The following is a 13,109-nucleotide window of genomic DNA, read 5'->3' on the forward strand; positions in this document are numbered from 1 at the left end:
TTTTTGTTATAAATTATACTTTCTGATTAAATAGGTTGGTGTGCAACTCCAAGCATGGCAGTAGCTATTGATTAGATAGCCTCCATAAGGTGAGAAAGTTTTATCTTTTGGATTATAGAGTTCCCAAAATGTATCTGCTCCATCTTTTAGCATTTCTCCCCAATATTCTTTAATTTTTTCCACAGCGGTTTCTTTTTCTCCTGCAACTATGTATGCCTCTACAAGATGATGATACATATAAGGAGTCGATGGCTCAATAGCAGAGACAGTTGATAATTTCCTTAAAATACATTGTGCCTCCACTGTCGAAGGAACACCTGCAAGAATCATCCATACCTGACTTGCGTAGGATATCTGCTTATTTTCACCACTAATAAATAATCCAGTATTTGAATCCCACAGATGTTTTTTACTTGCCTCTACTAATAGAGGAATTTTATCCTCTAAAAACATTGCGTGTTCTTTATTAACTATCTCTGCAATCGAAAGTGCCTTTTTCATTATATATATAAGGATGCCTTGAGCAGCTGTTTCCTTTTCCAATCCTTCAGCCCAATCAATAAAAGCAAAGAAGCCTTCTCCTTTTAAAAGATTATTTGTATCTACAGACTTTAATGCATTCTCTATTTGTTTAAAAGCAATTGGCCATAGTTCTATCAGCGTCTCTGTATCTTTTGTTTCTTTATAGTAGTCTACTAATGTATCCATAAAAAAGAGAGAGTAATCAGTAAAATAAGTATCATCTGCAATAACAGCCGGTTTGATAAATAAATTGGCAGCAATCCTACCTTTATCGTCGGGTGTGCCTGCAAAAAGATATAGACAGCGTTTTACTAGGTCATTATTTGTAACTGTTGCATAATTAGCTAACGCTTGAAGGCGGAGATCTCCTAGCCATAGACGGCGATCACGTTTCGGACCATCTTCAAATACCTCCTGCATACAATCAACAAGTGTCTTTATGCTGACTTCGTCAATTCTCTTCAGAAGCAAATCTGAATTCTCCAGTTTGCTAACAACTGCTGTGTCTGCTGAACTTACACTTTTACAAACTATATTATTAAAACAAACCTTGTATTTGGGTGAGGTAGCTAGTACTTCTATTTTTACATATCGAAAACTATAGCGCCTCTCTAAATTAAGAATTCCAGGCAATACATCCATATGAATAAATTCTTCTTGTAACCAAGCACTGCTTATAATTCCATTGTAGGTTGAAAAATCCTCCGCAACTTCAACTGGCATTTCTCCAAAAGTGATTTTCAGATGAAGCGGCGCATCCGGTGGGCTCCCCACTGGTTTAATGTGTAGGGATAAATAGCCTACTTGATGATTATCAAAATCAAAGATAATTTGATCCTTTTTCCCAAAAGTTAAATCCGGTAATTTCTCTATGGAATGAATATGTTTTGTTTTCCACCCATGTATGATTTCATCATCAGGAACTACATCTACTATTTGAACGGGATGAACAATTGTTTCTTTTAATCTAGGAAGTAATCTCTCTGCCTTTTGTAAAAAGTTCTTATTCTCGATAATCCTTCTATCTTGATTTTGTTGAAAAATCATTTCACTCATACACGATTTCCCCACCTTTTTTCATACCTTTTAAAAATTGATACAGGGCTCCATACAAATTAGCATCACTAAGAAACTTGCAAGGAACTACTACTGGTTTTGCTATGTGGAAAGGGTTTTCTTTTCTTAATTGCTCCATTGCCCAGTGGATTCTCTCATGTAGAATAGGTTGCGAACTAATCCCACCCCCTATGGAAAATAGCTCTGGATCCAAAATATATTGTAAATTCATTATTTGGGCAGCTATATAAAGACAATATTCATCAAAAATCTCGTTAGCCACTTTATCACCAGAGTTAATATAATCAAAAACTGCTTCTCCGTCTGTTAAATCATGCAATTGTTTTGTTTCTGCAATATGTTTTATCATTTTAACAGCTGAACAATCATTCCCTACAAACCTTCCCTTTTTTGTTGATGTATCTATATTACTCATCACATAGCTGAGCTCACCTGCAGATAAATTTATCCCACGATGAAGTTGTCTATTAAGGATAATACCTCCCCCAACTCCACTACCGAGAATCAAAACAACTGCATCATTTACTTCCTTTAAACTACCTTGCCATAGCTCAGCTAATGCTGCACATTTCCCATCATTCTCAATGGTCACCTTTTTTCCGTATTTCTTCTGCAAATCGCATGCCAAATTTACTTTATGCAAAAAAGGATAAGAGCCACCATAATAAATCATCCCTGTATTCACATCAATTGTTCCTGGACAACTAAGGGCAATTCCCTTTATATTCGTTAGGCTATGTGCTTCCACAATTTCATAAAGAATATTTTTAAAAGCAATTAAGTTTTCTGTTGTCGATCTTTTTTTACTTTTGCAGTGAAGATTACCTTCCCTATCCATTAATCCATATTTTATAAAGGTTCCTCCTATATCAATCACCAAATACATCTACTATGCTCCTAACTTATTTTTTTAAATACCTACTGTGTAAAATGAGGAAATAACTCCATCTTACTCGAGATTAACTAATCGAATTGATTTCGTATTAGCTCTAAACAGAAAGTAGAGAAAATATAAAGCTGTACTGAAAATAAAAAGGATAAACATAAAAGAAATTTTCTGAACAGCAATAATCAGTGCTGCCATCAAAACAATCATTAATACACTTAATGGAATTTGTTTTAAAAAATTTATCATACAAAATAGTAATAATTTTTTTCCTTCATACTTTTGAGCATTGCCAATCATTATGATTACCATTAAAACTTCTATGCAAAAGAAAATAACATTCATCATTGTAAATACATTGGTTACATAGGATGCTTGCAAAGGAACATATAAAGTAGACAATGTTAGAAATATGCAAAATATACATGCCATCCATATTTTCCACTCATGTTTTACTGTATAAATTAGTTCCTTACAAAATGTATAAAATATTCTTGTTGATTCATTTTTTAATAGCTTATTCAAGCATCTTACACTTGCAACGCAAGAAGGAATAATAGTTTGACTTACAAGAAAAAACAAAGGGAAAAAGATAAGCTTAAAATCAATCGCAAAAAAGAATTGAAAAAACAATACATTTGTTATTAAAAACAAACTATTCAAAATAAAAAACTGATAAATATAATTGGAATAGCTCAAGCCCTTCTCCATAAAATTTCTCATTTCATCTCTATCCCTTCACCGCACCTGAGGATATACCGCTTACAAAATGTTTTTGTAATAAAGAGAAAGTGATAATTAACGGAATAGCACATAGAATACAAGCTGCAAAAAGCACACTCCATTGCGCTGGGTTTTCTTTATCTCCTAAGAAATTAAGCATCGTAACCGGGAGACTCATTTCCGCTTGTTTGCTGACAAAGATTAATGGATAGAAGTAGTCGTTCCAAATCCATATACCTTGAGTTATCACTACCGAAACAGTTGCAGGAGATAATAATGGAAAGACAATTTTAAAAAAGCGAGTAAATAAATTTGCCCCATCTAAATAAGCTGATTCTTCTATTTCAGCTGGAATCGTTCGCATAAATCCAGTGTATAAGAATGCTGAAAATGGAATGCTACAGGTAATAAACATAATCATTGGTGTAAATCGATTACTAGGCACACCTAATGTATTAAATACTTGCGCAATAGGGATTACCACCATTTGTCCCGGAATAATCAAGCCAGAAATAAACAGAATATATAGTAATTTACTCCATTTATTTTGTATTCTGCCGAGTGGGTAAGCAGCCATTGAAGCCAGCAAAACAACAACAAATACGCTACCAAAAGTAGTAATAATACTATTTATAAAGGAGGTGCCAAAGTTCATTGCCTGAAAAGCTGTCTTATAACTTTCAAAAGAAAACTCCGTAAACAATTTTAACGGAGAAGAAGTATCTCCAGGCGGTTTGAAAGAAGTTGACAACGCTATCGCTAATGGTGCCAATGTTACTATTAAAAAAATGATGAGCCCAAAGTGAATTCCCATTTTTCCATATTTTATTTTCATTCCATTTCACTCTCCTTCTTATTCATGATGATCAATAAGAGGGCTGTAATAATAATTATTACAATAAACGAAACGACAGAGAATGCTGCTGCTTTCCCAAACTGCTGCTCTGTAAATGCCATCTTATAAATAGAAAACATCAATGTATTAGTTGACTCACCAGGACCGCCATTAGTCATAATAAACGGATAGTCAAATGCTTTTAAACCATTAATAACGGATAATACTATGTTTATAGTAATAGCCGGAGCTAATAAAGGAATTTTCACATACCGAATAAGTTGTAATTCATTACACCCATCCATACTTGCCGATTCAAGCAAAGAATCATCAATTGTTTGTAACCCTGCTAAATAAATAATCATCGTTTGTCCAATGTTCTTCCATATATCAACTACTGTTATTCCATATAAGGCATTTTGGTAATCACCTAAAATATTAAATGTACTTGCATCGATTCCAATCAAATTCATAACGGAAGGGATCATACCCGATTGAGGCATATAAACATAGCTCCAAATAAAGCCAATTACTATTGCGCTAAATAATGCAGGAATATAGGCTGCTGAACGATAAAATCCCATTCCTTTTATCTTGGTATTTAAAGCCATTGCCAAAATAAGAGCCAAAATATTTCCTACTATAACTAGTAAAACGGTATATATTAAAGTATTTTTTATTGAATTTGTTAAAGTTCCAGACTCGATAATCGATTTAAAATTATCGAACCCAACATTATTATAATTCATGTTAAAACCGTTAAAATCAGTAACACTAAAAGTAAACAGTTTTAAAAATGGCCATATCCAAAAGACAGCAAATATTAATAAAGCTGGGATTACAAAAATAAATAATCGATTATTCATAACGAGAGACTGCTGTTTCATCAAGTTATTCTTTTTCGGTTTTCTAGGTCTATTCAACTCTGCTTTAATTTCTTTAACAGTTTCCATGAAAGATGACTCCTCCTCCAAAAGAGGATAAAGGGGATTTCTACCCCTCTATCATTTTCTATATTACTCACTCTTCAACTCATCGAACTTCGCTTGCATCGCCTTGGCAACATCTTTTGGATCCAGTTTACCAGTACCAATCATTTCACTAAACTTCGCTTGCATTTCCGTTTCTGTTCCTGATGGCCAGGCTTGATTACACCAATAGAAGGAGCGTCCTGCTTCGAATGCAGGAATAACATCATTAAATACAGGATTGCTTAATTCCACTCCTTTATAGGTTGTGAAAGAAGTGGCAGTTTGAATCCATGCATAATAAAACGCAGATTCACCATCTGACATTTTATTAAAAATTTCTTTCAGCATCTCTTTATGTTCACTTTTTGAACTTATTGCATATCCAGCTGCAGTTGCCGCAGCGATATAAGAATCTCCAGTATCATTTGCCGGTAATCCCATAAAACCTAATTCAAAATGATCATTTTCTAGTGCAGGAAAGCTAAAATCTCCGTCAAAAATCATTGCTGCTTGTTGATCTTTAAATATTTGCTGTGCCTGCGGCTGGCCTAACCCCAATGAATTACTAGTTACATATCCCTTATCATAAAGTTCTTTGTACAATGTAATTGTATTAACCCATAAAGTGTCTGTAAAATTGGTTTCCCCTGTGTATAATTGATTATCAAAATCAGGATTGTTTGGATATACTTGGTTAGCAGCGATTTGATACATTCCAAATTGAATCATAAAAGAATCTTTATCCCCCATTACAATAGGAGTAATACCAGCTTTTTTAAGTACCTCACACGCATTTAGAAATTCATCCCAATTTTTAGGGATTTCAAGATTATTCTCCTTAAATACATCTTTGTTATACCATGTTCCTAATACACCAATCCCACTGGATAAAGCATACGGTTTACCCTTATAAGACATATCCTCTTTCCCTTGCTCAACAAGTTTGTCCCAATTTTCTAGGTCAGACAAATCTTCAATGTACCCTGCTTTTGCCATTTCTTCTACCGAACTTGCACTAGCCTTTTTGGGTTGAACTAGGAACATATCCGGTGATTGCCCTGTAGATAATTTACTTTTTAAAGCTGTATAGTATTGATCATCAGGTAATAACGTATATTCAACCTTTGTACCTGGATATTCTTTTTCTACTAACTCTTTAAACCGCTCTAAATAAATTCCCTGTGTACCGTTTTTCACACCTGATGCCATTACGGTAATGGTATTACTATTACCTGTACCACCAGAACTCTTATCGCTTCCACAAGCAGTTAACAGTATCATTATAAAAAGCATAGTAATAATTATTGTTAAAACCTTTTTCATCATTTATCCCCCTTTTCATTTCTATATGTCCATAATAAAATAGGTGAAGTATATTTTTTTTTACTGTTATGGTATACTTTTTTTAGATTATTCATGTTAGGGTGACCGTTTTGAAAATTCAAAAAAAGCTAATGCTATATACTTTAGTAATTACTGGTTTGTCCTTGTTATCGCTCGGATTTTATTCTTATACTTTCTACTACAATAATTCTTCGAAAGAAATGAAAGCGAATACAAATTCTGTTATGCACCAGGCTATAGATACCCTCAATAAACAAATAGACGAAATAGACATTCTAACGGAAAAAGCACAATTTTATTCCAAAAGTTCCTATAATTTAATGAATGATTTGCGTAAGTATAAATCAAATAACTATTCGAAAGAGGACCTATATTACACTAATGAGGAAATAAAAGGGATCTTTTCTACATTGCTATATCGTACAAGCAATATTAATTTCTTAGCAATCATCACACTAAACGGTCATATCTTTTCCTATTCCAATACATATAAAGATTTTTCCTATGGATTTAATCCGCTTAGTGAACCTTGGTATAAAGAAGCATTAAAAGCGAAAGGTGATCTGGTTATCAGCATACAACAAGAAAATAACTACATCGTTAACGGATATAACGAATCTACTATCTTTTTTACAAGAGCAATCTATGATTTTTATTCTAAAAAACTATTAGGAGTAATGCTAGTTAACTGCGAGCCTGACTTTTTTCGTTTTATTTCGGAAAATTCCTTGCAGAATATGGTTGGATTTCAAGTAATCAAATCAGACTCATTTGAGACGCTTTATGAAAATTTAAATAAACAGATGGATACAAACCCATATATAAAAAATCAAACCTTAGCTTCAACAGAATATCCCATTCAAATTCGTGCCTTTATTGACTTTAGTGATTACCACAAGTTACTTTTCAAGACATTCGTCACAATCATTCTTATTTTGGGCATTGTACTTGCTGTGTCTTCTGTTATTTTTTACTTTTTTTCAAAAAAATTCACTTTACCGATTATTAATTTATCAAAGGTAATGAGAAAAAACTCCATGAATAATATTTATTGTTTGGAAGACTCTTCTTTTTCTAACCAAAATAATGAAATTGGAACCCTTTATCGAGAATATCAAAAAATGTTGACTACACTTAATCAATATCTTACTGAAAAAATAGCATTTGAGAAAACTCTATTAACAACAGAAATGAATGTATATAAAAACCAAATTGATTCCCACTTTCTTTACAATACATTAGAATCCATCAATTCTTTAGCAGAACTCGAAGATATTGAAGAAATATCCATAATAACTATTGCTCTTTCAGATATGTTTAAATATGCGTCCAACGGTTTTGCAAACGACGCTCAACTTTCAGATGAACTTAAACATGTAGAAGATTATCTTAAAATACAAGAAATTCGTTATCAGAAGAAATTTGATTACGAAGTTAAAATTCAATCTGATGAACTCTATCATTCAATTGTCCCAAAATTAATACTCCAACCATTAGTTGAAAATGCGATAAATCATGGTTTTAATAAAGGACATCTAGACGGAAAAATTCGGCTCCACATCAGTTTACATGGTGATAATCTACTAATCCAAGTTTCTGATAATGGAAGGGGAATGAATAACGCAGAATTACATAAATTGAGAAAGAAACTTAAAGATGCAGTTACAATTATTCGGCATTTAGAATCTCATATAGGCTTAATCAATATCGAAACTCGACTGGTACTTACTTTTGGAAAAGATTATGGCTTAACTATAGAAAGTGCGCTAGATCAGGGTACGAATGTAATCGTTTTAATTCCCTTGATGATTAGGAGGACAGAACATCTTGTATAATTTTATTATTGTTGATGATGAAGAAATAATTCGAAAAGGAACATTAAAAAAAATACAAAAACTCAACTATCCGCTAACTTGTATTGGGGAAGCATCTAATGGACTAGAAGCTTTAGGTTTACTAAATAAACTTAAACCTGACTTTATTATCACAGATATGGATATGCCCTTAATGGATGGCACCCAGCTTTTAGACAATCTAATAAAAAATCACCCTGATCTAAAAGTAATTGTTATTAGTGGATTTGAAAATTTTTCTTATGCCCAAAAGGCTATCCAAGCAAAAGCACTAAGCTATATTTTAAAACCCTTCAGTCGAGAAACTATTGGTACGGTCCTTACCCAAATAATGGAGACATTACAAGAAGAGAAGGAAAAGAAAAATAACACATCGAATATAGCAGAATGGAATGTATTAAGCCATTTTATTATAGGGAACATAACGATTAATAAACTTCCAATACATTTAATCAAAGAATTTTCTAATAAGCAATTAAGATTAGCAACTATTTACTATGAGCAAGCAATCCAAGCAAAAACACTAACAGATAATTATATCCTTTTGCCTCATCCACAGGAAGATAATATGGAATTCGTCATTCTAGAAGAGGATGAAAAATTAAATTTTTGTGACAGACTTTCCAGCTTTTCATTTACGTCCAATTCATTTCTATGTGGGATCAGCGAAAAAGTGGATAATCCAACACAGCTTTTCGAAGCGTATAAACAAACCATTACAGCAATTAATACAAAGCAGAATAGCGAAATAAAAAATATATTTCATTATAAAAGAAACGAAGAAAAGCGTATAATCCACTTTGAAAAAATAAATGAGATTATTTTCTTTATTGAATCTGGAAAAAGCAATGTATTGAAAGAAAGATTGACAGCTATCCTTACAGACATGATAAAAACAAATAATTTAACTTTAGGAGAAGTCAAACACATCGGTATTTTTCTTCTTGAGCAAACAAAAGGTATGCTAAATAATTTTTATAATACAAATACAAACCATACATTACCTGATATCTATAAAACAGTTTATGAAACAATATTTTCCTTTGAAAAATTAATAGAGTACTTCATAAACTTCCTTTCGAATATAGCTGAAAGTATGAGCTATGAAAAAATTTATGCTTCTAAGGATACTATTGAAAATGTGAAGAGTTATATTTCGAAATATTATTATAAAGATATAAAATTAGACTTTTTATCAGATATATTCTTTCTTAATAGTGCTTATCTATCTACTCTTTTTAAAGAAAGAACAGGACAAAAATATATAGACTTTTTAAATTCAGTACGTATTGAAAAAGCAAAAGAACTATTAAATAAATCTGATCGAAAAATATATCAAATTTCAAAAGCAGTAGGCTATGATAACCCTAAATATTTCTTTCGCGTTTTTAAAAAGTACACTGGAGTTTCCCCAGAACAATATAAAAAAAGACTTCAAGAAGAAGGTTCTTCAGCTTCCATTTAAAGACGGTTTAGCTATTGATTACTGAATTGGCATAACAGGACTTTTTAGGATAATTATTACCATTCAACCAGACATTATTGATTATTCGGAGGACAAAAATAATAAAAGTATTGCAACTTTTTTAAGGTTTTGCAGATAAAAATACGCTTCATCTAGGTACCAAAAGTAATCTGATTCCTAATCGATATAACCAACCATGCTATTCTACAAACTCGATGGCAAACAAAGCATAATGGATACTGAGCTAAACCGAAGACCAGCCTATTAAACAATAATATGATAAATCTCTAAAATTTAGAGACGGTTCTTGTGAAGACAAATTAGGGAATCAGTAGAATCTGATTCCCCTCTTCCTTTTTCTACTGTAAATTCAAGAACACATTCCCCCCGAGCATCTCTTCATAGCGTAGCTGCGCTTTTTCTCCTTTTTTCACTAACCCAGAGATATATCCTTCTTTTTCATTTCCTACATACATTTCATAACTAAATTCAGGGTCAGTTGTACCGAGAATGTCACCACTATATATATCCCCATTTTCACTAACCATTTCGAAATTCATTATTCCGTCAATATAGAAGGACAAATCTTTTGTAGCCGATTCAGTAAACTTCACTTTTGTTTTCGCTAAAAGCCATTCATATCCATCTGGAGCAGGCTCATTGAATTCATTCATAGATTTCAATTTTTGATAAGCATCCTCTCCGCGTGTCACTTCCAATACGGTTAAATCAAATTTTATGGGAAAAGACTCCCCTTCGTCATTATATAGTTCATCATCAACCGTTACTGTCTTCTTCAATGGGACTGGATTGCTTCGAGTGCCGAGCTTTGATTTTGCTTCTTCTTTCTTATCTGACTCTTTTGTCTGTGCTTCTTGCTGACCTTCATGATCTTCTTTCATTTTTACATCCTTGGTATCTTGTCCACATCCTCCAAGAATAGCGATAATAAATAAACTAGTAAGACACAGCTTAAAAATATTGGGTAGCTTAATTTTCATGTTCATTCTCCTTACTTTTCTCTATGTAAAAACTCCTTCTATTTATCCGAATCCTCTTCTAAATCATCAGGATAAATGGTTTCATCCAAAACTTTCTTTGTAGCCTCGTCTTTTGTCCAAATCTTGACTTGATAATCATCTGGGTCTACGCCACTATACACTTGATACATCATGCCTGTTATTCCAAGGGTAAAAATAGCAAAACTATCCATACTATCTTCATATTTCTTTTTATCAACCACTAACGTAAATTCAGAAAATGATTTATTATGCGTGATATCCTTAATAGACACATAATCATCACTCTCTTTTATTTCCTTAATGGATTCTTCTAACGAGGTTTCCATTTCCTTCATCATCTCTTTATGTTTTGCCTTAGACATTTTATAAGTAAGGGAACCATCTTCATTTTTAGTAACTTTAATGCCCTCTTTTTCTACATCCGCAATTACGGAATCAATATCTTCCCCTTCAAACAAAGAGGCTGGCAGTGTGATTTCAACATTTAAAAGACCTTTATCCACATTCACCTTTTGTTCATCTGCTTGTTTGTTATTATCCGTATTTTCCTTTTTATTCTTATCTGCTGAACAAGCAACAAGCAATATCATACATACTGCCAGAAAAGCATACGTAAATTTCCTCATAAAAAATCCCCCTCCAAATCATTTTTGACAGAACCATTTCCATTATTATTCCTTTTTCCTATTTTCCAATACATCTAAAAAAGAAGCAGAGAGATGGCTCTTCCGAATACATAACTTCAGATGAGCCGTCCCTCTGCTTCCCTTAAACGAGCAATAATTCCTTCATTTCTTTTTCCTCTTTGCTCAAACTACTTAACCAGCTTTCCACAAACTTAACACCGTCGATTAATTCAACATTTAATCCTTTGGCATATTCATAAGCTGCAGATGTAAAGCTGCCTGTTGTAATAACATATCCACCTTGAGCTCCTCGTTTGATTATATTCGAATGAATCAGGGCAATTGAATCAAATGGTAAATCTCCTTGATAACATTTTACTTGTCCAAGAAACAATCCTTTTTCTGTTTCATGTTCAAAGTCTACTCCAAAATCACCTGTCGGAGGAGTCACCCATGTCGATCCGCCTCTTGTCTTCTCCATAATTTCCGCAGCAAACCTTTCAAATTGGCGAGGATCTTGTTTTAAATAAATAGATGAATAGTTATTGTCTTTTTCCTCTTTACAAAACCTTAAATAAAGCCCCATTGCCAATGTCTTTTTTAACTCGTCACTTGACTCGATATGATTAGCCAGCAGAGTAGTCTGATAATCATTTTCTTTTTTAGTCCATAAGTATTTCATAAAAGCCAAGATTAAAAGAATCGCTACTATAATTTCTATGTAGAACATTTCACAACACCCCTTGCATTATTAAAGGGTAGGCAGGAATGCTGTATTTTATACCGAAATTAGGTATTCAAATCTAATCTTCGTTACTTAGTTTGCGCTATTTTTCCGTTTAATAACATATCAATATGAGGAATATTGTCTTCTAAATATACTTCTGATATGGCTTGAAAGCCAAAAGACTGATAAAAGTTCCGCAAATAGTCCTGTGCCTGAATTTTTATCCTCTCTTCTTTTAGCTCTTGCTTGATATAATCAATCCCGCGACTTACAAGCTCTTCTGCAAATCCTTGTCCTCTATATTCTTTCTTTACAAAAATTCTCCCTAAAGAGGCCTCTGGATATGACACCCCTGGAGGTAAGATTCTTAAATACGCAACAATCTCCCCCTGTTTTTCAGCAAAAAGATGAAACGATTCTAAATCCTTTCCATCCACCTCTAAATAAGGACAATTTTGCTCCACCACAAAAACAGCCGTTCTCTCTTTCAAAAGCGTATATAATTCCACGTTTGTTAACTCATTAAATTTCTTTATATGCCATTTCACCTGTATATTTCCCCCTCTTTAGTCCTCAGAGGAACGATTGTACTGAAGACATACCTCAGTAGTACCGCCCCTCTGCTTCCGCCATTTTCCTCCTCAGCTCAGCTGCCACCTCTGTTGGATTTTCAATTTGGAAAATGACATAGCGATACTTCTCATGGTTATCCAATTCGATGATTACGACTGGAATCCTTCCTTCGTAAGATAAAAAATACCATTCATCTTGGTATTTATAAGAGCCTTCATATATATTTAACGGCGAAATAGAAGTTCCAGGCATACGAATCATCCATTTCGGTGGATCAAAATAATCAACAAATACACTCTTAATCATGCTATAGGGCATCTTCACTTTATGCTTGAAAGTGAACAGCATCATAAATCCTCTTATCTTCAGTACAGCAGCGTCCTCTTCAAAAATAATTTCCCTGTTCATTTAACTCCCTCCTAAAGAATGTCTCTAAGTATTTACGAATTAGCAAGGATTATGTTTCACCTACTATTGTATTGTCC

At 33.2% G+C, this 13,109-nt stretch carries 13 protein-coding genes; 2 read left to right on the top strand and 11 right to left on the bottom strand.

Annotation, left to right across the window (positions count from 1 at the left end; translation table 11 throughout):
- Window positions 1-6: 6 nt before the first annotated feature.
- From NSQ92_RS18825 to NSQ92_RS18850, 6 genes are all read right to left on the bottom strand, one after another.
- Window positions 7-1,578 carry an alpha-L-rhamnosidase-related protein gene (locus NSQ92_RS18825; RefSeq protein ID WP_341153073.1) on the bottom strand — a complete coding sequence of 524 codons (1,572 nt, stop codon included), beginning with the start codon at window positions 1,576-1,578 and terminating at the stop codon, window positions 7-9.
- A complete protein-coding gene (locus NSQ92_RS18830; protein ID WP_144544559.1) occupies window positions 1,571-2,485 on the bottom strand; it encodes an ROK family protein in 915 nt (304 codons plus the stop codon). The genes NSQ92_RS18825 and NSQ92_RS18830 overlap by 8 nt, the downstream gene beginning before the upstream one ends.
- Before the next feature lie 63 nt (window positions 2,486-2,548).
- A complete protein-coding gene (locus tag NSQ92_RS18835; RefSeq protein ID WP_341153074.1) occupies window positions 2,549-3,184 on the bottom strand; it encodes a hypothetical protein in 636 nt (211 codons plus the stop codon).
- A 31-nt stretch (window positions 3,185-3,215) separates the two neighbouring features.
- The gene (locus NSQ92_RS18840) at window positions 3,216-4,043 is read right to left on the bottom strand and encodes an ABC transporter permease subunit (RefSeq protein ID WP_144544555.1); all 828 of its coding nucleotides are present in this window, start codon (window positions 4,041-4,043) and stop codon (window positions 3,216-3,218) included.
- A complete protein-coding gene (locus tag NSQ92_RS18845) occupies window positions 4,040-4,996 on the bottom strand; it encodes a carbohydrate ABC transporter permease (protein WP_321198260.1) in 957 nt (318 codons plus the stop codon). Before NSQ92_RS18845 ends, NSQ92_RS18840 begins: the two co-directional genes overlap by 4 nt.
- Before the next feature lie 63 nt (window positions 4,997-5,059).
- Window positions 5,060-6,340, bottom strand: coding sequence for an ABC transporter substrate-binding protein (locus tag NSQ92_RS18850; RefSeq protein ID WP_341153075.1), 1,281 nt, complete (start codon window positions 6,338-6,340; stop codon window positions 5,060-5,062).
- Between the two features lie 107 nt (window positions 6,341-6,447).
- Between NSQ92_RS18850 and NSQ92_RS18855 the strand changes: the two genes are divergently transcribed.
- Both NSQ92_RS18855 and NSQ92_RS18860 read left to right on the top strand, forming a co-directional pair.
- Window positions 6,448-8,193 carry a sensor histidine kinase gene (locus NSQ92_RS18855; RefSeq protein WP_341153076.1) on the top strand — a complete coding sequence of 582 codons (1,746 nt, stop codon included), beginning with the start codon at window positions 6,448-6,450 and terminating at the stop codon, window positions 8,191-8,193.
- Window positions 8,186-9,676 (top strand): response regulator transcription factor, encoded by a 1,491-nt coding sequence (locus tag NSQ92_RS18860; protein WP_341153077.1) that lies wholly within the window; start codon window positions 8,186-8,188, stop codon window positions 9,674-9,676. Before NSQ92_RS18855 ends, NSQ92_RS18860 begins: the two co-directional genes overlap by 8 nt.
- 359 nt (window positions 9,677-10,035) lie before the next feature.
- Here the strand turns inward: NSQ92_RS18860 and NSQ92_RS18865 are convergent, their stop codons facing one another.
- The 5 genes from NSQ92_RS18865 to NSQ92_RS18885 form a co-directional block, all read right to left on the bottom strand.
- A complete protein-coding gene (locus tag NSQ92_RS18865; protein ID WP_341153078.1) occupies window positions 10,036-10,677 on the bottom strand; it encodes a hypothetical protein in 642 nt (213 codons plus the stop codon).
- 38 nt (window positions 10,678-10,715) lie between these two features.
- Window positions 10,716-11,324 (bottom strand): hypothetical protein, encoded by a 609-nt coding sequence (locus NSQ92_RS18870; RefSeq protein ID WP_061798122.1) that lies wholly within the window; start codon window positions 11,322-11,324, stop codon window positions 10,716-10,718.
- Between the two features lie 142 nt (window positions 11,325-11,466).
- Window positions 11,467-12,054: a restriction endonuclease gene (locus NSQ92_RS18875; RefSeq protein ID WP_061798124.1), complete on the bottom strand. Its 588-nt coding sequence runs from the start codon at window positions 12,052-12,054 to the stop codon at window positions 11,467-11,469.
- An 83-nt stretch (window positions 12,055-12,137) separates the two neighbouring features.
- The gene (locus tag NSQ92_RS18880; protein WP_095259284.1) at window positions 12,138-12,599 is read right to left on the bottom strand and encodes a GNAT family N-acetyltransferase; all 462 of its coding nucleotides are present in this window, start codon (window positions 12,597-12,599) and stop codon (window positions 12,138-12,140) included.
- 55 nt (window positions 12,600-12,654) lie between these two features.
- A complete protein-coding gene (locus NSQ92_RS18885; protein WP_095259283.1) occupies window positions 12,655-13,032 on the bottom strand; it encodes a hypothetical protein in 378 nt (125 codons plus the stop codon).
- Window positions 13,033-13,109: the final 77 nt, after the last annotated feature.

Origin of the sequence: Niallia sp. FSL M8-0099 (assembly GCF_038006945.1) — a bacterium.
Classification (GTDB): domain Bacteria; phylum Bacillota; class Bacilli; order Bacillales; family Cytobacillaceae; genus Niallia; species Niallia circulans.

What these genes read in the sequence shown, in the direction of transcription:
- NSQ92_RS18825 (WP_341153073.1), bottom strand. Translation starts at nt 1,578, where the DNA reads ATGAGTGAAATGATTTTTCAACAAAATCAAGATAGAAGGATTATCGAG.
- NSQ92_RS18830 (WP_144544559.1), bottom strand. Translation starts at nt 2,485, where the DNA reads ATGTATTTGGTGATTGATATAGGAGGAACCTTTATAAAATATGGATTA.
- NSQ92_RS18840 (WP_144544555.1), bottom strand. Translation starts at nt 4,043, where the DNA reads ATGAAAATAAAATATGGAAAAATGGGAATTCACTTTGGGCTCATCATT.
- NSQ92_RS18845 (WP_321198260.1), bottom strand. Translation starts at nt 4,996, where the DNA reads ATGGAAACTGTTAAAGAAATTAAAGCAGAGTTGAATAGACCTAGAAAA.
- NSQ92_RS18850 (WP_341153075.1), bottom strand. Translation starts at nt 6,340, where the DNA reads ATGATGAAAAAGGTTTTAACAATAATTATTACTATGCTTTTTATAATG.
- NSQ92_RS18865 (WP_341153078.1), bottom strand. Translation starts at nt 10,677, where the DNA reads ATGAAAATTAAGCTACCCAATATTTTTAAGCTGTGTCTTACTAGTTTA.
- NSQ92_RS18870 (WP_061798122.1), bottom strand. Translation starts at nt 11,324, where the DNA reads ATGAGGAAATTTACGTATGCTTTTCTGGCAGTATGTATGATATTGCTT.
- NSQ92_RS18875 (WP_061798124.1), bottom strand. Translation starts at nt 12,054, where the DNA reads ATGTTCTACATAGAAATTATAGTAGCGATTCTTTTAATCTTGGCTTTT.
- NSQ92_RS18885 (WP_095259283.1), bottom strand. Translation starts at nt 13,032, where the DNA reads ATGAACAGGGAAATTATTTTTGAAGAGGACGCTGCTGTACTGAAGATA.